Consider the following 19,917-nt stretch of genomic DNA (forward strand, 5'->3'; position numbering starts at 1 on the left):
AGCGCACATAAAGCTTTCTTTATATCGCGCGCCCAGCCGCTGGGCGGCATCAGCATAGGATTTCTCATGCGCACCGACTATCTGTTCACGTCCGAAAGCGTTTCCGAAGGCCACCCCGACAAGGTGTCGGACCAGATCAGCGACGCCATCGTCGACCTGTTCCTGTCGAAGGATCCCGAAGCACGCATCGCTTGCGAGACGCTGACGACCACGCAGCTCGTGGTGCTGGCCGGCGAAATCCGCTGCAAGGGCGTGTACGAGAATGGGCAATGGGCGCCGGGCGCGCAGGAAGAGATCGAGCAGGCGGTGCGCGATACGGTCAAGCGGATCGGCTATGCCCAGGACGGCTTCCACTGGGAAAAGTTCGAGTTCATCAACCGCCTTCACGGCCAGTCTGCGCACATCGCGCAGGGCGTCGATGCCGGCGAGAACAAGGATGAAGGCGCAGGCGACCAGGGTATCATGTTCGGTTATGCGACCGATGAGACCCCCGGCCTGATGCCGGCAACGCTTTATTACAGCCACAAGATCCTCGAGCGCATGGCTGCCGACCGCCATTCGGGTGCGGCGCCTTTCCTCGAGCCCGACGCCAAGAGCCAGGTCACGCTGCGCTACGAAGGCTCGCTGCCGGTTGCCGCAACCGCGATCGTCGTCTCCACCCAGCACAAGGCGGGCTACGACGAGAACGATCCTGCCAAGCAGGCCGAGCTTGAAGCCTACGTGAAGGGCGTGATCGCCGACGTGATCCCGCCGGTGCTGTTGCGCGAGACGGAATACTTCATCAACCCGACCGGCAGCTTCGAGATCGGCGGCCCTGACGGTGATGCCGGCCTGACCGGGCGCAAGATCATCGTCGACACTTACGGCGGCGCGGCTCCGCACGGCGGCGGCGCATTCTCGGGCAAGGACCCGACGAAGGTTGACCGTTCGGCCGCCTACATCACCCGCTACCTTGCCAAGAACGTGGTCGCTGCCGGCCTTGCCACGCGCTGCACGATCCAGATCGCCTATGCCATCGGTGTTTCAAAGCCGCTGTCGCTCTATGTCGACACGCATGACACCAGCACCGTAGGCGACGACAAGATCGAGCAGGCGATCCTGGGCATTGCCAAGCTGGGCGGCCTCACCCCGCGTTCGATCCGCACGCATCTGGGCCTGAACAAGCCGATCTACCAGCCGACTGCGGCTTATGGCCACTTCGGGCGCAAGCCGGAAGGCGACTTCTTCCCTTGGGAGCGCACCGATCTGGTCGACGACCTCAAGGCGGCTTTTGCCTGAGTCCAGCGACTGCCGAGACAACTGCGGCCCGCTTCCCGGAAGGGAGGCGGGCCGTTTTGCTTGATGGGTTTCATCTGCGCTTTCCTACATCGTGCGACTTTTGCACGACTCTGGCTTTTCGAACGGAGCCGGACCCATGCGAGAGCTTACCCCCCGTATCGCGCTTGAACTGATCGCCCACGAAGGGATCGTGACCGAGGCCTACAAGGATAGCGTGGGGGTATGGACCTGGAGCGTGGGGATTACCGACGCGAGCGGGCACAAGGTCTTCCCGCGCTACAAGGACAAGCCGCAGCCGCTTGAACACTGCATCGGCGTGTATCTGTGGCTGCTGCGCGAAAAGTACCTGCCGCCCGTTCTGGCCGCATTCGGTCCCCACGATCCGAGCGAGGCGCAATTGGGTGCGGCGCTATCGTTTCACTGGAACACCGGCGCGATTGCCCGGGCAAGCTGGATCGGCCGCTTCGTGAAGGGCGACATTGCCGGTGCCCGCGCCTCCATGATGGAATGGGCGCGGCCCAGGGAAGTGCTGGAGCGGCGGCGCAAGGAGCAGGCGCTGTTCTTCGACAGCAAGTGGAGCGGGGATGGCACTACGCTGGTCCATGGCGTGGCCAAGCCTTCCTACCAGCCGGCACGCGGCCAGCGCGCGCAGGTTCGCGCGCTGGTCGAAGGGTTGTTTGCGGACAATGCACAAGCCTCGCCCGCGCCAGTATCTGCAAGGCAGACCTGGTTCGACCGCCTGTTCGACTGACCGGTGCTCAGCCGAACATGCCCTTCCTTGGTCCGAGGTAGCCGAACAGGAAGGCGCCCACTTTCCGCATCTGGATCTCTTCCGCGCCCTCGGTGATGCGGTAGCGGCGGTGGTGGCGAAAGATGTGTTCGAACGGCTTGTGCCGCGAATAGCCGATGCCGCCATGGACCTGCATCGCCCGGTCGGCAGCTTCGCAGACGAGGCGGTTGGCCCAGTAGTTGCACATAGAGACCTTGTCGGACAGTTCGCGCTCGATGCGCTTGTGCCCGCCATCCTCGGCTTCAAGGCGGTCCATGTCCCAGGCCGTCTTGCGGATCAGCAGGCGCAGCATCTCGCACTGCGTGGCAAGGTCCACGAGCGGGAACTGGATCGCCTGATTGCGCGCCAGTTCCTCGCCAAAGGGCTTGCGCTCGCGCGCATAGCGCACCGATTCCTCGATGCAGAAGGTGGCCGCGCCAAGCGAGGACGCGGCCTGGCGAATGCGGTTCTGGTGGACGAAGCTCTGCGCGATGGCGAGGCCGCCGCCGATGGGTCCGAGAATCGCAGCTTCGGGCACCCAGACATTGGTGAACGAAACTCGCGGGTGATCGGTCGGCATGTTGAAGGTCCACAGGTACTCCTCGATGACGAGGCCTTCCGTGGGGTTCGGGACAAGGAAGCAGGTAATGCCCCGCGCGTCGCCTGGTTCGCCGCCGGTGCGGGCGAAAGTGGCGCAGTGCGTGGCGACGTGCATGCCGGTGGTCCACATCTTCTCGCCATCGATGCGCCAGCCCGCCACGCCATCGCGCACTTCGGGCACGGCGCGCGTTTCCATGTGGGTGGCATCGGAGCCGTGGTTGGGCTCGGTCAGGCCGAAGGCGGTGCGACGGGTGCGGGCAAAGCCGCCCTCGATGAATTCTCGTTGCTGTTCAGGCGTGCCGAAGTGTTCGAACATGTTCACGAACGGGAAGTTGCCGACGATCGAGTGTTCGTTCTGCAGGTCGTTATGGAGGCCGAGGCCCTTGGCCGCGAAGTGATCGCGGATCACCGCCATCCACAGGTTCTTGCCATCCTTGCCGCCATACTTCTTGGGCGCGGAGAACCGCCAGTGGCCGGCGGCGTCGGCACGGCGGGTGGCTTCGACCAGCAGCGCTTCCCATTCGTGGCGTGGCAGGCCGCCGTTGTCGAAATCGGTGCGCGCCCATTCGCGACGGTGGTCGAAGAAGCGGATATTGTCGTCGGCCTGTTCGAGCGGCTTGATCTCGGCCTCGATGAAGGCATCGAGTTCGGCGAGGTAGGCGACGAGGTCTTGCGGAAGGTCGAAGTCCATCAACGGTGCTCCCATAGCTTGGTGGCGGCGGCGAGCGCCGGGTATTTGGGCATGTCGGTGGCAAGGGTGGCGAGGGCACGAGCGCGCAAGGAAGCGAGAAGGCCCGGCGTGGAGAGGGTCTGGCGACCTGCGAGGATGTCCTGCGCGAGCAAGTGGTCTGCCGGGGAAGGGCGGTGGGCGAGTTCGCGACGGACGATGCCGAGCGCGTTCTGGGCGACGGCCAGTTCCCAGCGTTCGCGCCCGGAAAGCTTGTCCTTGACCGTGGCGGCCAGCCATTCGGACACGGCGGTGAGGATTTCGGCCGCCGTGGGTTCGCCCAATTGCGGTGCAGGTGGCAGCGTTCCGGCAGGAAGCGCGCGGTCCCGCTCTGCCTGTGGGGCCTCGCTTTCGAGCAGGAGAAGAAGGTCCAGTTCCTGTTCGGCGCAGCGACGGGCGACGACGACCCGCTCCAGCGAACGATCAGTGCCGCTGCGCCATGACTGGCCCATCGACAGGCAACCAAGCGCCCACCACACCGTGCGGTACACCAGCCAGAAACGGAAGCGTGCCGGATCGAAGCGTTCGCCGCCGGCAGCTTCGTAGGCGGCGGCAAGACTGGCGATGTCGGTGAGGCCGAAGGCGGGCTGGTCGAGCCTGCCAAAGCGCCACACGGTCATGCAGCTATAGGCGAGATCCTCGTGCCCGTCGCCCAGGTGGGCCAGTTCCCAATCCAGCACGCCGGACAGGCGGCCCTGGTCCACCATGACATTGCCGATGCGGAAATCGCCGTGGACGACGACGGGTTCGGCAGGTGGGGGCAGGTTGGCGCGGAGCCACGCCAGCCCGAGCGCGATGATCGGGCGGTCTGCACCGGCTTGCGCGAACTGCAGGGCGAGATTCTCGACCCCTGCTGCGGGTTCGAGCCTCGGCAGGAAGGCGAGCGATGCGGGATCGAGACGGTGAATGCCGGCAAGGGCGCGGGCCAGATCGTCGGCGAGGGCAGGGGATGAGGCCAAGGCGTTCTCGGGCTCGGCCGTGCCGGGCAGGCAGCGCATGATGAAGCCGATGCCAAGGCCGTCTTCGGGCGAGAGGTCGGCAATGACTTCGGGGGCGGCGATTGCGGCGGCATGGGCGCGGCGGATCAGCTCAGCCTCGCCGGCCATGTCGAGCGGGCGCGCGGCGATCCATTCGGCAGAGGGCGCGCGGCGCAGGACGAAGCGGTGTTCGCCGCAGACGAAGACCCACGATTCCATGTTCGCGCCGCCCGACAGGCGCTGCAGGCCACCGACCTGACCCGGATGGCCGGCGCGGGCCATGACGGCTGCGAGCTGCTGTTCCATCGCCTCTCCATGCGGGCGGCCATGCCTGCCGCCTCGTATGCGACTATCCTTAACCGATCGATTAAAGTCCAGCGGGAAATGGCGGATGGAAATAGGTTCCCGCAGACGGGTCAATCTGCGCAAAACCTGCGCCGAGATGTTCCGGCGGGCACTTTGCCTACCAATCGCAATGCGTTACTCATGTTAAAGCGACATAAACCGGGATGGGATATAGGGGTCGGCATGAAGTTCCGTTCGGCAAGAATCATCGCTGCACTGCTCACTGCGGCACCCGCGCTGGTCGCGACCGTTCCGCAGGTGCAAAGCCGGGCGACGGTTTCGCTGCAGGACCAGCGCGATCAGGCGATCCAGCAGCAGGTTGCGGCTATCGCTGCTGAAGGGCGCGGCAGGATCGGTGTTGCCGCGATGGACCTCGACGGGGGCGGGCAGATCTTCGTGAATGGCGACATGCCCTTCCCGATGGCCAGCACCGCCAAGATCGCCGTTGCCGCCACGTTCCTCGAACAGGTCGAAAAGGGCGCCTACCGGCTCGACCAGCAATTCCCGATGATGGTGCGCGTGGCCGAGCGTGGTGCGCCCAGCCCCGAGGCGCCGCTGCGCGCCGGCACGGTGATGACCGCGCAGAGCCTGATGGAACTGATGATCACCCGCAGCCACAACGAGGCGACCGATGGGCTGATCACGGCCGTGGGCGGCGTGCAGAACGTCAACCGCTGGCTGACGCGTAACGGCATCACCGGGCAACGGCTTGACCATACCATGGCGACACTGGTGCGCGACGACGGCAAGGTCGATCCCGCGCGCGTGATCGATACCCGCACGTCGAGCACGCCGCGGGCGATGGTCGCGCTGCTCGCCGCGATCGATCGCGGCAACGTGATGAGCCCTGAAAGCCGCGCCGTGCTGCTCGACACGATGACCCGCACCAGCACCGGCAAGACCCGCATTCGCGCAGGCCTGCCCGAGGGCACGCTGGTGGCCCACAAGACGGGGACGCTTTCGGGCGTGACCGACGATGTCGGTATCGTGCGCCTGCCCGACGGGCGCCACCTGGCGCTGGTGTTCTTCGTGACCGGGCCCGAGGGACACGCTGCCCACGCCGGGCTGATCGCACGGATGACGCGGGCGATCTACGATGGTTACAGCGTGCCGCTGGCGCGCAACACGCAGGACCTCGTGCGCCGCTGAAGCGGCCGCTGGCCTGACCTCGTTCCGGTAATCTGAGTGCAGGGCGCGCGGCTTCTGGTCGTGCGCTCTTCTGCGTCTGCGGTTTTGACAGGCCCTGCGTTTATCCGGAGCAACGAAAAAGGGCGCGGTCCGAAGACCACGCCCTTCTATCGGTGTAACCTGCCCTTGCGGGCGGGAATTACATCGCTGCAGCTTCGCTCGCGTCAGCAGCGGCTTCCGAAGCGGCGCCCGAAGCGTCAGCAGCGGCGCCCGAAGCGTCCATAGCAGCTTCAGTTGCTTCCATTGCAGCTTCGGTGGCTTCTTCAGCCGGCTTTTCCGAGCAGCCAGCGAGGGCAAAAGCGGTGCCGGCGACAGCGGCGAGGATGAGCTTGCGCATGCGTTACAATCCCTGGATTGAAGTGAACAGCGCCGGGCAAGCAGCCCGCCGCAAAGCCTACTCAAGCGGTAGACTTCGCGACCCAATTAATCGGCAATTCATCGCGTTGCAAGCACAAGACGTATGCATTCTGTCTCATACTGCCTAGTGCGCGGGTGGGCTTGCCTTTTTTCTGCCGGATTTCCGGGGCTTTTGACGTTGTGCACATGCGTCATAAAGTTGCGGAAGCAACCCGATGACGCAGACCCAATGCCCTGCTAACACCCCGTCATGAGCGAAAAGCAGCATCTCTATCTGGTCGACGGATCGGCCTACATATTCCGTGCCTATCACCGCCTGCCACCTCTGACGAATCCCGCCGGAGTGCCCGTAGGCGCGGTCTATGGCTATACCACCATGCTGTGGAAGCTGGCCGAGGACCTGCACAAGGCCGATGGTCCGACGCACCTTGCAGTGATTCTCGACAAGGCGGGCACGTCGTTCCGCAACGATCTTTACGACCAGTACAAGGCGAACCGTCCGCCGCCGCCCGAAGACCTCGTGCCGCAGTTCCCGCTTATCCGCGATGCGACGCGGGCGTTCAGCCTCGCCTGCATCGAGGAAGACGCGCTGGAGGCCGACGACCTGATTGCGTCCTATGCGCGCGCCGCGACGCTTCAGGGCTGGGACGTGACCATCGTATCGTCCGACAAGGACCTGATGCAGCTGGTGGGCCGCTGCGCCACGGGCGGTGGCTGCATCGACATGCTCGACACGATGAAGAACCAGCGTATCGACATTCCCGAAGTGGTCGAGAAGTTCGGCGTGCCGCCCGAGAAGGTCGGCGATGTGCTGGCGCTGATGGGCGATTCGGTCGACAACGTGCCAGGCATTCGCGGCATTGGCCCCAAGACGGCCACGAAGCTGATCCAGGAACATGGCGATCTCGAATCGGCGCTGGCCGCAGCGCCAACGATGAAGGCGAGCAAGCTGCGCGAGAGCCTGATCGAACAGGCCGACATGGCCCGGCTTTCGCGCGTGCTGGTGCAGCTCAAGGAAGATTGCGAGCTGCCGATCCCGATCGAGGACTTCGCGCTGGGCCAGATCCCGCGCGAACCACTGGCGGCGTTTCTGGAAGAACACGGCTTTACCAGCTTGCTGCGCCGCCTTGACGACGGCAAGGGCAGCCCCGGCCCCAAGACCCAGCTGAACCCGGCCAAGCCGGACAACAAGGCGGCGCCGGCAGCGCCGGCCGGCAATCGCCAGCCATTGCCGAATTGGCCCGCACTGGATCTTGGCGCTTATGCCTGCGTCCAGTCGATCGGGGAGTTGCAGCAATGGGTTGCGCGGGCGTTCGACGCGCGGGTGGTGGCGATCGATACCGAGACGAGCGCGCTTGATGCAATGCGCGCCGATCTGGTCGGCGTGAGCCTGGCGCTCGGGCCGAATGACGCATGCTATATTCCCCTGGGCCATGGCGGGGCGGACATGTTCGCCGAAAAGCCGGTGCAGGTTGACCGCGCCGAGGCACTGGCTGCCCTCAAGCCGCTGCTGGAAAGCGATGCGGTGCTGAAGGTCGGCCAGAACATCAAGTACGACCTCAACATCCTCGCCCGCCACGGTATCCATGTGGCGCCGATCGACGATACGATGGTCATGAGCTTCTGCCTCGATGCCGGGCGCAGCGAAACCGGCCTTGCCGGCCACGGCATGGACGAACTGGCCGAGCGGCACCTGCTGCACAGCACGATGAAGTTCAAGGACCTGTGCGGCACCGGCAAGAAGGCGATCTCGTTCGCCGAAGTGCCACTGGCCGACGCGACGCGCTATGCCGCGGAGGATGCCGACGTGACCTGGCGTCTGCACCGGCTGTTCCAGCCGCGGCTGGTCGACGAGGCGGGGATGCGCATCTACCAGAAGGTCGATCGTCCGCTGGTGCCGGTCGTGGCCATGATGGAGCGCAACGGCATCAAGGTGGACCGCGAGCGGCTCTCGGGTCTCTCCACCGAGTTTGCGGCGCAGATCGCCCGCCTTGAAAGCGTGATCTTCGAGAAGTGCGGACAGAGCTTCACCATCGGCAGCCCCAAGCAGTTGGGCGAAATCCTGTTCGACAAGCTTGGCTACAAGGGCGGAAAGAAGGGCAAGACCGGGCAGTATTCGACCGACCAGTCGGTGCTGGAAGGACTGGCCGGGCAAGGAGCCGAAGTGGCGACCCTGGTGCTGGAATGGCGGCAGCTGTCAAAGCTCAAGTCGACCTATACCGATGCGCTGCAGGCCGCGATCAACCCGGACACTGGCCGCGTGCACACCAGCTACTCACTGGTTGGGGCGCAGACCGGGCGGCTTTCGTCGAACGAGCCCAACTTGCAGAACATTCCGATCCGCACCGAGATCGGCCGTCAGATCCGCGATGCCTTCGTGGCCGAGCCGGGCAATGTGCTACTGGCGGCGGACTACAGCCAGATCGAACTGCGGCTTGCCGCACACATGGCCGATGTGCCTGCGCTGAAGGAGGCCTTCGCAGCTGGCGAGGACATCCACGCACGCACCGCGATGGAAATGTTCGGCACGGTTGACCGCGATACGCGCGGCCGCGCCAAGACAATCAACTTCGCGATCCTCTACGGCATCAGCCGCTGGGGCCTTGGCGGGCGGCTGGGCGTCAGCGCGGACGAGGCGCAGGCGATGATCGACCGCTACTTCGAACGATTCCCCGGCATCCAGCGCTACATCCACGAGACTTTGGAGAGCGTGCGCGAGTGCGGGTATTCGCAGACGCTGTTCGGCCGCAAGACCTGGTTCCCGCGCATTGGCTCGAAGAATCAGGCCGAACGGCAGGGCAGCGAACGCGCAGCGATCAACGCCCCGATCCAGGGCACCAGCGCCGATATCATCAAGCGCGCCATGGCCCGCATGATGCCCGCGCTGGCCGAAGCAGGCTTGCCCAACGCGAAGATGCTGCTGCAGGTCCACGACGAACTCGTGTTCGAGCTGCCGGAAGGCGATGTGGAAAAGGCACGGCCAGTGATCGAGCGGGTGATGGCAACGTCGGCGGAACCGGCAGTGAAGCTCAGCGTGCCGCTCGGCGTCGAGATCGGCACCGGCCTGTCATGGGGCGCGGCGCACTGACGATCAGTCGAGCGCTGCGTACCGGGCAAGATCGGCGGTGCCGAGCGTCACGACCTGATCGTTCGGCACCGAATTGGTGAGTGCGTAAAACGCCGAAGCCTTGTCAGGCCCCAGGCCCATCTCTCGATAGTAGTCGACGTAGGCGCGGTTGACCGGAGCGGAAGCGGCGAAGTCGTCGGGTTCGTGGCCTTCATCATCGATCCACGAATGGACGACGAACTGGGCATCGGGCGCAGCGCTGCGGCTGGCCCCGGCAAGAAACAGTTCGACCGCGCCCGAGCGTACCGAGCCGTGTTCGGGCACCAGCGTGGCCAAGCCCCTTGCGCGGATCATGCGGCCAAGGCGGAGGTTTGCGTGATCGTCGATCGTGCCCGGGCAATCGGGCATTTCGAGCACGCGGATGCCTGGGTAGGCCCGCAGCATCTTCTGGAAGTCAGCCGGTGAATAGCTGTCGGTTTCGGCCACGAGCGCCGCGCGCGTGCCATCGAGCACTTCGAAGGGGCCGAAGCTGGCAACCCCCTTCACATCGGCGCGCGGAATGCCGGCGATGCGTTCCGAGCCGGGTTCATAGACTTCGACGACGGTGGTTTCGGTCCAGGTAACGCCGTTCTCGGTCCAGGTGCGTGTCGTCACCTCGCGCGCCGAGGCCGCTTGGCAGGCGAACAGGGCGCAGATCGCAGGCAGGAGAATGCGGCGGAACATGATCTGCCTTCTCCGCGCGCGTGAATTGCCGAATTGCCAAGGGATGCGGTTAAGATCGCTTCACCATGTCCTGCCGATGCCTCGGAAATGGCCGCATCCCGCCGCCGCCAGGCCATGTCCGCTGCTAGGCTACGTAGCATTGCGGATGAGGGGGAGGGTGGATGGTCGCGCTGGTGTCGACAGTGGCCTATCTTGGGCTGGAGGCGCGCGCGGTGGAAGTGCAGTGCCAGGTGGCGCCCGGTTTGCCGGCATTCCGCCTCGTCGGCCTGCCTGACAAGGCGGTGGGTGAAAGCCGCGAACGCGTGTCCTCGGCGCTGTCGGCACTTGGCCTGGCACTGCCGCCTAAACGGATCACGGTGAATCTGTCGCCTGCCGATCTGCCCAAGGAAGGATCGCACTATGACCTGCCGATCGCGCTGGCCTTGCTGGCAGCGATGGGCGTCGTCGATCTTGAACAGATCGCCGACTACGTGGCGGTGGGCGAGCTGGCGCTGGACGGGCGGGTGTTGCCATCGCCCGGCGTGCTGCTGGCGGCGCTTCATGCCAGTGGCCAGGACAAGGGCCTGATCTGCCCGGCCGCGCAAGGACCTGAGGCACGCTGGGCGAGCGGGATAGACGTGATTGCCGCCCCTGACCTGACCGGGCTGCTCAATCACCTGAAGGGCCAGCACCGCCTGCCGCAGCCGGCGCAAGGGCTGGCAGAGGTCCCGCGGCGCATGGCGGATCTCAAGCAGGTCAAAGGGCAGGAGACGGCAAAGCGCGCGCTGGAGATCGCTGCGGCTGGGGGGCACAACCTGCTGATGATCGGGCCGCCGGGTGCGGGCAAGTCGCTGATGGCATCGTGCCTGCCGGGCATCCTGCCTGAACTGACACCGGCAGAGGCACTGGAAGTGTCGATGGTGGCTTCGGTCGCCGGCACGCTCGAGGATGGACGGATCAGCCGGGTGCGGCCGTTCCGCAGCCCGCACCATTCGGCTTCGATGGCCGCGCTTACGGGGGGTGGGCTGAAGGTGCGGCCGGGTGAGGTCAGCCTTGCGCATCTGGGCGTGCTGTTCCTCGATGAACTGCCCGAGTTCCAGCGCGCCGTGCTTGATTCGCTGCGCCAGCCGCTCGAGACCGGTGAGGTGACTGTCGCGCGCGCCAATGCTCATGTGACCTTCCCGGCGCGGGTGCAACTGGTGGCGGCGATGAACCCGTGCCGTTGCGGGCACCTGGGCGATCCGGCTCTGGGTTGCAGCCGCGCGCCGCGCTGCGCTGGCGATTACCAGTCGAAGGTTTCAGGCCCGCTGCTCGACCGCATCGACCTGCATGTCGAGGTCGATCCGGTTTCCGCCGCCGATCTCGCCCTGCCACCACCCGCAGAAGGATCGGACCAGGTGGCCGCGCGCGTGGCGCGGGCGCGGGCGGTGCAGGTGGCGCGGCTGGATGGGACGGCCGCGCGCAGCAATGCCGAGCTGAACGGCGATCTGCTCGACCTTCATGCGACCCCGGACGAGCCGGGACGCAAGCTTCTGGCGCAAGCGGCCGAAGCCATGCGGCTGTCCGCGCGCAGCTATACCCGGATGCTCCGCGTGGCGCGGACGATCGCCGACGTGGCAGGGGCGGACACGGTGGGGCGCATCCACGTGGCCGAGGCGCTCAGCTATCGCCGGATCGCGCCCCGGGCCTGATGTGGCCTAGAGGTTGCGGCCCAGGAAGATGAGCAGCATCGCGCCGATGACCGAGGCGAGGCAGCCTGCGCGGTTGATGCCATCGCCGAACGCCCCGCCCGAGCGCCAGCTGGCGAACAGGCCGGCGACGAGCGCGCCGCCGACGCCGAGCAGAATCGTCTTGAGCAGGCCGAGGTCTACCGCGCCGGGGTAGAAGAATCGCGCCAGCACGCCGACGACGAGACCGGTGAAGAGGATCGAGATCAAATTCCGCAAAGGTTGCGCTCCATTCCTGTGGACACCACATATGGGGTGTGTTGACGCGTTCTTGTCCACAATTTGGTGGGCCTGCGCGAAAAAATTTCTGCAAGGCCTGATTGGCGCTTGAAGTGCCGCAATCCCACGCGTCGCTGCACTGCAACATGGGGGTTGCAGCGATGAATCGAATCGCATGTGCGACGAACCGAGTCTGTATCGGGACCATTACCCTCTTGTGTCAGATTCAGGTTGAGGCACTATGGGTTGTGGTCGGGCTTCAGGGGGACCTCTAAACCTAGTTTAGAGCGCTTGGGCGTGTTTTGCGCGCGATGGCAATACGTTGCCTGCGCGCCGGGCATCGGGGCCGTGACCGGGAAATTTCGGAGCCGAGCGCCTGCGGAACAGCTTGTTCCACTTTCGTTCCGTCTCCTGTAGGATTGGGCCGCTGGCCCGATTCGTGTGTTGGTTGATCGCCCAGTGCTTGCGCTGGCGTACGAACGGGGGTTGCACGTGGATTTCAGAACTGGAGACGGCTCCGTGGTTGCGCAGGATGAACTGGCGTTTGCAAACGCCTCGGCCCCGGCCGGTGATGCAAAGGCACTCGACATGAACGCCAAGGATGCAGGCAGCGAAGCGCTGGTCGCCGGCATGGCCGCCACGGTTGCGGCAGCCGCAGCCGCAGCCGCACCGGTCAGCGATTCCAAGAAGGTCAACCCGCGCCGCTTCACCATCGTGACGGACGACAGCCGCGATGCGCGCCTGACCGATTTCGGCAAGGACACGCTCGACGACCGCTATCTGCTGCCGGGTGAGAAGTACCAGGACCTGTTCGCGCGCGTGGCCGATGCCTATGCCGACGACCAGGAGCACGCTCAGCGCCTCTACGACTACATCTCGAAGCTGTGGTTCATGCCGGCAACGCCCGTGCTTTCGAACGGCGGCACCGGGCGCGGCCTGCCGATCTCGTGCTACCTGAACTCGGTGGATGACAGCCTCGAAGGCATCGTCGCCACCTGGAACGAGAACGTCTGGCTCGCCTCGCGCGGCGGCGGCATCGGCACCTATTGGGGCAAGGTGCGCGGCATCGGCGAGAGTGTCGGCCTCAACGGCAAGACCAGCGGCATCATCCCCTTCGTCCGCGTGATGGATTCGTTGACGCTGGCGATCAGCCAGGGTTCGCTGCGCCGCGGTTCGGCCGCCTGCTATCTCGACGTTTCGCACCCCGAGATCGAGGAGTTCCTCGAGATCCGCAAGCCGAGCGGCGACTTCAACCGCAAGGCATTGAACCTGCACCACGGCGTGCTGCTGACCGACGAGTTCATGGAAGCCGTGCGCGATGGCGCCGAATTCCACCTGCGCAGCCCCAAGGATGGCTCGATCCGCAGCACGGTCGATGCGCGTTCGCTGTTCCAGAAGCTGGTCGAAACCCGCCTTGCCACGGGCGAGCCCTACATCGTGTTCAACGACACGGTGAACCGCATGATGCCCAAGCATCACCGCGAACTGGGCCTCAAGGTCTCGACCTCGAACCTCTGCTCTGAAATCACCCTGCCCACGGGGCGTGACCACCTTGGCAACGATCGCACCGCGGTGTGCTGCCTGTCGTCGCTCAACCTCGAAACCTGGGACGAGTGGAACGGCGACAAGCGCTTCATCGAAGACGTGCTGCGCTTCCTCGACAACGTGCTGCAGGACTACATCGACCGCGCGCCGAGCGAGATGGACCGCGCAAAGTATTCGGCCATGCGCGAACGTTCGGTCGGCATGGGCGTGATGGGCTTCCACTCGTTCCTGCAGCTCAAGGGCATCGCGTTTGAATCGGCGATGGCCAAGGCGTGGAACCTCAAGATGTTCAAGCACGTCGCCGCCAAGGCTGACGAGGCTTCGATCCTGCTGGCGCAAGAGCGTGGTGCCTGCCCGGATGCTGCGGAAATGGGCGTGATGCAGCGCTTTTCCTGCAAGATGGCGATCGCGCCGACCGCGTCGATCTCGATCATCTGCGGCGGCACCTCGGCCTGCATCGAACCGATCCCGGCCAACATCTACACGCACAAGACCCTGTCGGGTTCGTTCGTGGTCAAGAACCCTTACCTGCAGAAGCTGCTTGCCGAAAAGAGCAAGGACTCCACCAATGTGTGGAACTCGATCCTGGAGCAGGGCGGTTCGGTCCAGCACCTCGACTTCCTGAGCCCGGAAGAAAAGGCGATCTACAAGACCAGCTTCGAGATCGACCAGCGCTGGCTGCTCGAATTCGCGGCAGACCGCACGCCCTTCATCGACCAGGCGCAGTCGCTCAACCTCTATATCCCGGCCGATGTGGATAAGTGGGACCTGATGATGCTCCACTTCCAGGCATGGGAGAAGGGCATCAAGAGCTTGTATTACCTCCGGTCGAAGTCGGTCCAGCGCGCAGGCTTTGCGGGTGGCGTCGAGGCGGACAACACCGCCGAGGCCCCGAAGATCGAACTGTCGGCCGGCCCGACCGATTACGAGGAATGCCTGGCCTGCCAGTGATGGTGGGTCGGCCTTTCGCCGGAGTGGCGGATGTCCGACGCAGAAGAGACAGATTCTCCACGGAAGCGTGAATGGAAGCGCACGCTTCGCGTTATCCTGTACATGCTGCCATGGATCGCTGTCTGGCTTTGGCTAAAGAGCCAGACCGGCTTCCCTGATCGGTACGGGTACCACAACGGGCTTCACGGCAAGGCGGGTGTTTTCAACGAATACATCCATAGCGGCCTTCTGCTTCAGCGGCCCGGCGCTGTTGAGATCTTTCTGTTCACTTGGATGTGGGCGCCTGTCGTCGGTTTCATTGCATGGCTGGCGTGGGCGTTCATCCAAGACTTGCAGAAAGGTGGCGGCTCGTGACGACCGCCCCGTTACACCCCGCGACACTTTGCGGCTGGCGCACTCGTGCGAAAATCCGCGACAATACTTGTGCTTGCACGATCCCGGTCAGGCCCGCTAAGGCGGCTTTGTCTAATCTTGCGATCAATTCGCATTATCAAAGGGGTTCGTTTCATGCGCAAGTGGCACCGCTGGATCACGGTGTTCTTCGGAGTCTTCATGATCTGGATGGCCTTCACCGGCGTCGCCAGTCATGTGACCGCACTCTGGCCTGCGGGCGAGCGGGCCGGGCCTCCACCCGTTCCGCAGGGCTTTGTCTGCCCCGAGACCATGATGTGTCGTCCCAAGGCCGCTCCGGGCGGGGTGAAGTCGCTGGTCGGCTGGTTCCACCACTTGCATTCGGGCGAGGAATTCGGCCCCGTAGGCACTGCGATCTCGCTGATGACCGGGCTGGCGCTGCTGTTCTTCAGCATCTCCGGGCTGTGGATGTACTTTTCGATGTGGAAGAACCGCAAGGACCGCAGCCTCAAGCCCGGCTGGTTCTGGAAGTAGATAATAGCGCGAGTTTTGCGTGCGGTGCCGGGGCGCTTCGTCGGCCCGGTTACCTTGCAGGTATGATCTGGGTGGCCGGGCCGGGGGAGCGGGCCGGCACCGCAAGCCTTCCGCGGATGCGGAAGGCACACCCAACCAACAAGAAAAACGCCCCGCCTTTCGGCGGAGCGCTTTCCGGTCGCGTGGCACGACCTGGTCCCGAAGGGGGCGGGACGTTCTGGCAGTCCGGAGCCGGGGTACCGGCCGAAATGCGGGAATGCCTCGCAGCCTTTCCGGACTTATTTTTCCTCGAGCATGCCCCATGCAACGTCGCCGTTGGCCGAGAGACGAACCTTGTCGCCCTCGATTTCGGCAACGAGCCCAGTGGAGAGGTAATGATGGTGGCCCGAATGGGTTCCACCTTCGAAGCCTGCGCCCGAATCCTTTTTGGTCAGCTTGATCCGGTCGCCTTCAACACCATCGACCGTGCCGACATGGACGCCATCGGCGCCGATCACTTCCATGTGCTCGCGGATGCCCGAGGCGCCTTCGGAACTGTTGCCGTAGCCCATCTGTTCGCCGCCGGCCTGGCTGCCGCCCATCTGGCCCTGCTGTTGATCGAACTGCGACTGCTGGCCGCTGCTGCCTTCGTTCCAGCGCTGTCCGCCGTCCTGCTGTTCGGCGCCGCCGGGGCTGCGCATGCCGCTGTCGGACGACTGGTTCATCTGCTGCTGCTGACGCTCCCCGGTATTGGCTCCGGTCATGTTGCGCGAGTCGTTCGGTTCATATTCGCCCATGGCAATTCTCCTGCAAAATCGGTGGTTTGCCGAGCGCGTCCAGGTTGGCGCGCTCTTGCCCCATCAACCGTGGCGCGCGTCCGCCGTTCCGTTGCAAAACCGGCCAGAGCGCCAGACCGATGGCCCCTGTCGCCAGGCCGAGGTTTCCTGCCCCAAAGGACACGATTCATGGGCGTGGAAAACCCCGCCACAATCCCCCGCAAAGGCCCGTGCAGCGCTTTTGCCTGACCGCTTCAGACCTTACATTGACAGAATCAGCACAGGACACCGCCATGCCCCTTCTTGAAGCCCGCCCGACCTACAAGCCCTTCGAATATCCCTGGGCCTACGAATTCTGGAAGCGCCAGCAGCAGATCCACTGGATGCCGGAAGAAGTGCCGCTGGGCGAGGATTGCCGCGACTGGGCGCAGAAGATTTCGGAGCATGAGCGCAACCTGCTGACGCAGATCTTCCGCTTCTTCACCCAGGCCGACGTGGAAGTGCAGAACTGCTACCACGAGCAGTACGGCCGCGTGTTCAAGCCGACCGAGATCAAGATGATGCTGGCCGCGTTCTCCAACATGGAGACGGTGCACATCGCCGCCTATTCGCACCTGCTCGATACCATCGGCATGCCCGAGAGCGAATACGGCATGTTCCTCGAATACGAGGAGCTGAAGGCCAAGCACGATTACCTGCAGACCTTCGGCGTCGACAGCGACGAGGACATTGCCCGCACGCTGGCCATGTTCGGCGGCTTCACCGAGGGGCTGCAGCTCTTCGCCTCGTTCGCGATGCTGATGAACTTCCCGCGCTTCAACAAGATGAAGGGCATGGGCCAGATCGTCTCGTGGTCGGTCCGCGATGAATCGCTGCATTGCGAGGGCATCATCCGCCTGTTCCACGCTTTCGTGAAGGAACGCGGCTGCCTGACCCGTGCGGTCAAGGAAGACATCATCGACTGCTGCCAGAAGACGGTGCGCCTCGAAGACGCCTTCATCGATCTCGCCTTCGAACAGGGGCCGGTGCCCGGCATGAGCGCCAAGGAAATCAAGCGCTACATCCGCTACATCGCCGACTGGCGCCTGAGCCAGCTCGGCCTGCCGGCAATCTACATGATCGAAGACCACCCGCTGCCCTGGCTCGCTCCGTTGCTCAACGGTGTCGAACACGCCAACTTCTTCGAAACCCGCGCCACGGAATATTCGAAGGCCGCCACCAAGGGCGACTGGAATACGGTGTGGTCGAGCTTCGACAAGCGGCGCACCGCGAAGTCGGCAGCCAACGTCGAAGCGCCCGTCGAGGTGGACATCGACATGTTCGGCGCTGCGGGAATCGCGGCGGAGTAAGGTTTGAACAAGCATGCCAGGGCAGGGGCAGGCCATGCCGTTGCCTTGGCATCCTTTTGCAAATCCAGAAGGCGAACCCGACATGCTCGATGTTGAGGGCGGCTCGTCACCGAAGTTCGCCGAAGTCCTGCTGGAAGCCACTCCGCAGGGCGACCGCTTGGCCGTCTCCTTGGTGGTGGATGTGGGGGAATATGCGGTTTCCCTGCCCGATCCAGATCATGGCGCCTGGACTTCTTGGCGCGCCATTGATCCACCAAAAACGGGCTGGATAAATCGGTTTCTGATCGGCCAGAGGGAACTCGAAGGGAACGAGCAGGCGGACGTGGTTCGCTTCAAGCGCTTTGGCAGCCACGTTCGCGCGGCGACCCCGCAGGAGGCCTGGGAGAACTTCCAGGAGATGCGGACCCAGACCTTCAACGTGATTCAGCCTGTTGGCACGGGCGGCGGCGGAGTGCTGCTCATCGCATTGGAATCGGGAATTCTGCGGAATGTCAGCGGCAGCTTGAAGGTGCGGCTCACCAGGCTGGACTGACGGCCTTGCAACCAACCCCAAGGCTGGACCCGATTTCCGATTGCTGTATCAGCTCTCCCATGGAACTCGACGACCAGCTTCGCCGCTATTTCGGCACCGACGATCTTGCCGCCGTCACGCCTGCCGCGATGGAAGCGGGGGTGGAGAAGATGCTTGTTGATCTCGGGCTGGAGAAGGACCGCGCGCGCTGCTTCGGGCTGTGGACGCTGCTGCACATGCTCGGTAGCGCGCCCGATCTTGATGTTGCGTTCAAGGAGCCCGAGGACCGCGAGGCGGCGCGCAACTTCATGGACATGGTAGACAAGGCCCAGGTTGGAATTGATGCTGGAAGCTTTCGCTGACCTGCCCTGGCCGAAGATTGCAGGCGTCTGGTTGCTGCTGATCAACCTTCACACCTTCACCGCATTCTGGTTCGACAAGCGTGCGGCGCTGCGCGGCAGCTGGCGTACGCCCGAATCGAACCTGCTGACCGCGGCATTCCTTGGCGGCTCGCCCGGCGCCTTCCTCGCGCGGCGGGTTTTCCGGCACAAGACGCGCAAGCAACCCTTCGTCGGCCAGCTCAAGACCATCGCTTTCCTGCAGATCGTGGCAGCCGGTGGTGCGATCGGCTGGCATGTCGGCGGAATGATGTATGGCTGATCCATTCCGCATTTGACGCGCGACAGCATTGGGCGCACTCTCCGGGACCGAGGGAGTATGGGCCGATGCCGACGCTGTTCTGGGGATTCCTGGTGATCGTTGTCGTGGTGCTGGGGCTGGCGCTGCTTGCGCTGCGGCCGCAGGTGCGCGGGCCTGAGCGACGCAGCGAAGCGACGGGCGACAGTTCGGGCGGCCTGTGGTGGGCCACCGATGCAGGCAGCGGCGATTGCGGCGACGGCGGCTGCGACTGACGGCCTCGGCCCACCGAACCTTATCAAGGCATGAGAAAAGGGCGGCTTCCCCCCGGACGCCGCCCTTCCCGTGTGCCGCAGCCGACGGGCGGCCGCGGTGGAGGTTCGCTTCAGGCCTGTTTCGGCTTGCCGTAGCGCCGGCGGGCGACAAGCGCCGCGGCGGCCGCGCCGAACAGGACCACCATCGACGGTTCGGGCACTTCGGTGCCGCTGCTGGTCGATGAGGTCGAGGTGCTGCCGTTCGAGCTCGACGAAGTTGAAGATGAGGTGGACGACGACGTCGAGGATGAGGTCGACGACGAGGTCGAGCTGCTGGTGCTGCTCGAGGACGACGTTGACGAGCTGGTGCTGACGTTGCCGGACGAGGTCGACGTAGATGAGCTGGTGCTGACGTTACCCGACGAGGTGGAGACGTTGCCCGAGGACGTGCTGACGTTGCCCGACGAGGTGCTCACCGATCCGCTCGAAGTGGAGACATTGCCTGACGAGGTCGAAGTCGAGGTCGAGACGCCGCCGGTCGAGGTCGAGACGCCGCCTGTGGTGCTCGAGGTGGAGCCACCCGACGAAGACGTGGAGCCGCCCGAGGTGGAGGTGGAGCCGGTGCTGGTCGACGAAATGACGATGTTGCCACCGCTGCTGCCGCCGCCGCTGCCGCCAAAGAAGCCGCCGAAGAATCCGCCACCGAAACCGCCGATGCCGCCGCCGCCGATCACCACCGGAACGCCGCCGCCCGAACCGCCCACAGGCTGCGGGGGCAGGGGGGGCATGTAGGGCACCGGCACCATCGCCATCTGCTGGGCCGGCTCGCAGGTCCGCGTGGTCGTGGTGGTGACGACGCGGCGGGCGCGATGGATCTGCCGCTTGGCCGGAGCCCGCGCGATCACGCGCTTGGCCTTCTTGACCTTCACTGGCTTTACGTGATGGATTTCGCCCTTCGAGGGCGCTTCAGACACGTGTACGGCGCCGCCGCCGAGCATCGCCCCACCTGCTGCTGCTGCCGCCAGTTTTGCCAATGCCATCCGAACCGACATGATCTTTGCTCTCGTTCTTCCCT

The 19,917-nt window shown here is 64.6% G+C and carries 20 protein-coding genes; 13 read left to right on the forward strand and 7 right to left on the reverse strand.

The genetic code is table 11. The features are described from left to right. Nucleotides 1–66 precede the first annotated feature (66 nt). Together metK and B9A23_RS12505 are read left to right on the forward strand one after the other, a co-directional pair. Nucleotides 67–1,278, forward strand: coding sequence for a methionine adenosyltransferase (gene metK / locus B9A23_RS12500; RefSeq protein ID WP_084279396.1), 1,212 nt, complete (start codon nt 67–69; stop codon nt 1,276–1,278). A gap of 136 nt (nt 1,279–1,414) precedes the next feature. Next, nucleotides 1,415–2,029: a lysozyme gene (locus B9A23_RS12505; RefSeq protein ID WP_084279397.1), complete on the forward strand. Its 615-nt coding sequence runs from the start codon at nt 1,415–1,417 to the stop codon at nt 2,027–2,029. Between the two features lie 7 nt (nt 2,030–2,036). Here the strand turns inward: B9A23_RS12505 and B9A23_RS12510 are convergent, their stop codons facing one another. Beyond that, entirely contained in the window at nt 2,037–3,338 is a 1,302-nt protein-coding gene (locus B9A23_RS12510; protein ID WP_084279568.1) for an acyl-CoA dehydrogenase family protein, read from the reverse strand. Beyond that, entirely contained in the window at nt 3,338–4,657 is a 1,320-nt protein-coding gene (locus B9A23_RS12515) for a phosphotransferase (RefSeq protein WP_084279398.1), read from the reverse strand. Before B9A23_RS12515 ends, B9A23_RS12510 begins: the two co-directional genes overlap by 1 nt. 180 nt (nt 4,658–4,837) lie before the next feature. Between B9A23_RS12515 and B9A23_RS12520 the strand changes: the two genes are divergently transcribed. Then, nucleotides 4,838–5,845 carry a serine hydrolase gene (locus B9A23_RS12520; protein ID WP_084279399.1) on the forward strand — a complete coding sequence of 336 codons (1,008 nt, stop codon included), beginning with the start codon at nt 4,838–4,840 and terminating at the stop codon, nt 5,843–5,845. 178 nt (nt 5,846–6,023) lie between these two features. On the opposite strand, the gene B9A23_RS12525 is transcribed toward B9A23_RS12520, so the two are convergent. Continuing rightward, nucleotides 6,024–6,221, reverse strand: a complete 198-nt coding sequence (locus tag B9A23_RS12525; RefSeq protein WP_084279400.1) for a hypothetical protein — start codon at nt 6,219–6,221, stop codon at nt 6,024–6,026. Between the two features lie 270 nt (nt 6,222–6,491). On the opposite strand from B9A23_RS12525, the gene polA reads away from it, so the two are divergent. After that, the gene (gene polA, locus B9A23_RS12530; protein ID WP_084279401.1) at nt 6,492–9,329 is read left to right on the forward strand and encodes a DNA polymerase I; all 2,838 of its coding nucleotides are present in this window, start codon (nt 6,492–6,494) and stop codon (nt 9,327–9,329) included. Between the two features lie 3 nt (nt 9,330–9,332). Here polA and B9A23_RS12535 read toward each other — a convergent pair whose 3' ends face one another. After that, on the reverse strand, nt 9,333–10,031 hold the full coding sequence (locus B9A23_RS12535) for a hypothetical protein (protein ID WP_139797448.1): 699 nt from the start codon (nt 10,029–10,031) through the stop codon (nt 9,333–9,335). A gap of 161 nt (nt 10,032–10,192) precedes the next feature. Between B9A23_RS12535 and B9A23_RS12540 the strand changes: the two genes are divergently transcribed. Further along, nucleotides 10,193–11,701 (forward strand): YifB family Mg chelatase-like AAA ATPase, encoded by a 1,509-nt coding sequence (locus tag B9A23_RS12540; RefSeq protein ID WP_084279402.1) that lies wholly within the window; start codon nt 10,193–10,195, stop codon nt 11,699–11,701. A 6-nt stretch (nt 11,702–11,707) separates the two neighbouring features. On the opposite strand, the gene B9A23_RS12545 is transcribed toward B9A23_RS12540, so the two are convergent. After that, nucleotides 11,708–11,956: a GlsB/YeaQ/YmgE family stress response membrane protein gene (locus tag B9A23_RS12545; protein WP_084279403.1), complete on the reverse strand. Its 249-nt coding sequence runs from the start codon at nt 11,954–11,956 to the stop codon at nt 11,708–11,710. Between the two features lie 588 nt (nt 11,957–12,544). Between B9A23_RS12545 and B9A23_RS12550 the strand changes: the two genes are divergently transcribed. The 3 genes from B9A23_RS12550 (at nt 12,545) to B9A23_RS12560 (ending at nt 15,337) form a co-directional block, all read left to right on the forward strand. Next, the gene (locus B9A23_RS12550; protein WP_254895109.1) at nt 12,545–14,452 is read left to right on the forward strand and encodes a ribonucleoside-diphosphate reductase subunit alpha; all 1,908 of its coding nucleotides are present in this window, start codon (nt 12,545–12,547) and stop codon (nt 14,450–14,452) included. 30 nt (nt 14,453–14,482) lie between these two features. Beyond that, nucleotides 14,483–14,806 carry a hypothetical protein gene (locus tag B9A23_RS12555; protein ID WP_084279405.1) on the forward strand — a complete coding sequence of 108 codons (324 nt, stop codon included), beginning with the start codon at nt 14,483–14,485 and terminating at the stop codon, nt 14,804–14,806. Nucleotides 14,807–14,875: 69 nt separating this feature from the next. Then, nucleotides 14,876–15,337 (forward strand): PepSY domain-containing protein, encoded by a 462-nt coding sequence (locus B9A23_RS12560; RefSeq protein ID WP_254895097.1) that lies wholly within the window; start codon nt 14,876–14,878, stop codon nt 15,335–15,337. 278 nt (nt 15,338–15,615) lie between these two features. Here B9A23_RS12560 and B9A23_RS12565 read toward each other — a convergent pair whose 3' ends face one another. Further along, on the reverse strand, nt 15,616–15,888 hold the full coding sequence (locus tag B9A23_RS12565; protein ID WP_084279569.1) for a DUF2171 domain-containing protein: 273 nt from the start codon (nt 15,886–15,888) through the stop codon (nt 15,616–15,618). Nucleotides 15,889–16,385: 497 nt separating this feature from the next. On the opposite strand from B9A23_RS12565, the gene B9A23_RS12570 reads away from it, so the two are divergent. From B9A23_RS12570 to B9A23_RS12590, 5 genes are all read left to right on the forward strand, one after another. Further along, nucleotides 16,386–17,441 (forward strand): ribonucleotide-diphosphate reductase subunit beta, encoded by a 1,056-nt coding sequence (locus B9A23_RS12570; RefSeq protein ID WP_084279407.1) that lies wholly within the window; start codon nt 16,386–16,388, stop codon nt 17,439–17,441. Nucleotides 17,442–17,523: 82 nt separating this feature from the next. Beyond that, entirely contained in the window at nt 17,524–17,973 is a 450-nt protein-coding gene (locus tag B9A23_RS12575; protein ID WP_139797449.1) for a hypothetical protein, read from the forward strand. A 59-nt stretch (nt 17,974–18,032) separates the two neighbouring features. After that, on the forward strand, nt 18,033–18,314 hold the full coding sequence (locus B9A23_RS12580; protein ID WP_084279409.1) for a hypothetical protein: 282 nt from the start codon (nt 18,033–18,035) through the stop codon (nt 18,312–18,314). Next, nucleotides 18,295–18,612 carry a DUF1294 domain-containing protein gene (locus B9A23_RS12585; RefSeq protein ID WP_084279410.1) on the forward strand — a complete coding sequence of 106 codons (318 nt, stop codon included), beginning with the start codon at nt 18,295–18,297 and terminating at the stop codon, nt 18,610–18,612. Before B9A23_RS12580 ends, B9A23_RS12585 begins: the two co-directional genes overlap by 20 nt. Nucleotides 18,613–18,677: 65 nt before the next feature. Continuing rightward, nucleotides 18,678–18,863 carry a hypothetical protein gene (locus tag B9A23_RS12590; RefSeq protein ID WP_084279411.1) on the forward strand — a complete coding sequence of 62 codons (186 nt, stop codon included), beginning with the start codon at nt 18,678–18,680 and terminating at the stop codon, nt 18,861–18,863. 110 nt (nt 18,864–18,973) lie between these two features. Here the strand turns inward: B9A23_RS12590 and B9A23_RS12595 are convergent, their stop codons facing one another. Beyond that, a complete protein-coding gene (locus B9A23_RS12595) occupies nt 18,974–19,894 on the reverse strand; it encodes a PEP-CTERM sorting domain-containing protein (RefSeq protein ID WP_084279412.1) in 921 nt (306 codons plus the stop codon). Between the last annotated feature and the right edge of the window lie 23 nt (nt 19,895–19,917).

Source organism: Novosphingobium sp. B1 (assembly GCF_900176395.1).
Lineage (GTDB): Bacteria > Pseudomonadota > Alphaproteobacteria > Sphingomonadales > Sphingomonadaceae > Novosphingobium.

Coding starts and splice junctions, on each gene's coding strand:
- metK (WP_084279396.1), top strand. CDS start 67: ATGCGCACCGACTATCTGTTCACGTCCGAAAGCGTTTCCGAAGGCCAC.
- B9A23_RS12505 (WP_084279397.1), top strand. CDS start 1,415: ATGCGAGAGCTTACCCCCCGTATCGCGCTTGAACTGATCGCCCACGAA.
- B9A23_RS12510 (WP_084279568.1), bottom strand. CDS start 3,338: ATGGACTTCGACCTTCCGCAAGACCTCGTCGCCTACCTCGCCGAACTC.
- B9A23_RS12515 (WP_084279398.1), bottom strand. CDS start 4,657: ATGGAACAGCAGCTCGCAGCCGTCATGGCCCGCGCCGGCCATCCGGGT.
- B9A23_RS12520 (WP_084279399.1), top strand. CDS start 4,838: ATGTTAAAGCGACATAAACCGGGATGGGATATAGGGGTCGGCATGAAG.
- B9A23_RS12525 (WP_084279400.1), bottom strand. CDS start 6,221: ATGCGCAAGCTCATCCTCGCCGCTGTCGCCGGCACCGCTTTTGCCCTC.
- polA (WP_084279401.1), top strand. CDS start 6,492: ATGAGCGAAAAGCAGCATCTCTATCTGGTCGACGGATCGGCCTACATA.
- B9A23_RS12535 (WP_139797448.1), bottom strand. CDS start 10,031: ATGTTCCGCCGCATTCTCCTGCCTGCGATCTGCGCCCTGTTCGCCTGC.
- B9A23_RS12540 (WP_084279402.1), top strand. CDS start 10,193: ATGGTCGCGCTGGTGTCGACAGTGGCCTATCTTGGGCTGGAGGCGCGC.
- B9A23_RS12550 (WP_254895109.1), top strand. CDS start 12,545: ATGAACGCCAAGGATGCAGGCAGCGAAGCGCTGGTCGCCGGCATGGCC.
- B9A23_RS12555 (WP_084279405.1), top strand. CDS start 14,483: ATGTCCGACGCAGAAGAGACAGATTCTCCACGGAAGCGTGAATGGAAG.
- B9A23_RS12565 (WP_084279569.1), bottom strand. CDS start 15,888: ATGGGCTACGGCAACAGTTCCGAAGGCGCCTCGGGCATCCGCGAGCAC.
- B9A23_RS12570 (WP_084279407.1), top strand. CDS start 16,386: ATGCCCCTTCTTGAAGCCCGCCCGACCTACAAGCCCTTCGAATATCCC.
- B9A23_RS12575 (WP_139797449.1), top strand. CDS start 17,524: ATGCTCGATGTTGAGGGCGGCTCGTCACCGAAGTTCGCCGAAGTCCTG.
- B9A23_RS12580 (WP_084279409.1), top strand. CDS start 18,033: ATGGAACTCGACGACCAGCTTCGCCGCTATTTCGGCACCGACGATCTT.
- B9A23_RS12585 (WP_084279410.1), top strand. CDS start 18,295: ATGCTGGAAGCTTTCGCTGACCTGCCCTGGCCGAAGATTGCAGGCGTC.
- B9A23_RS12590 (WP_084279411.1), top strand. CDS start 18,678: ATGCCGACGCTGTTCTGGGGATTCCTGGTGATCGTTGTCGTGGTGCTG.
- B9A23_RS12595 (WP_084279412.1), bottom strand. CDS start 19,894: ATGTCGGTTCGGATGGCATTGGCAAAACTGGCGGCAGCAGCAGCAGGT.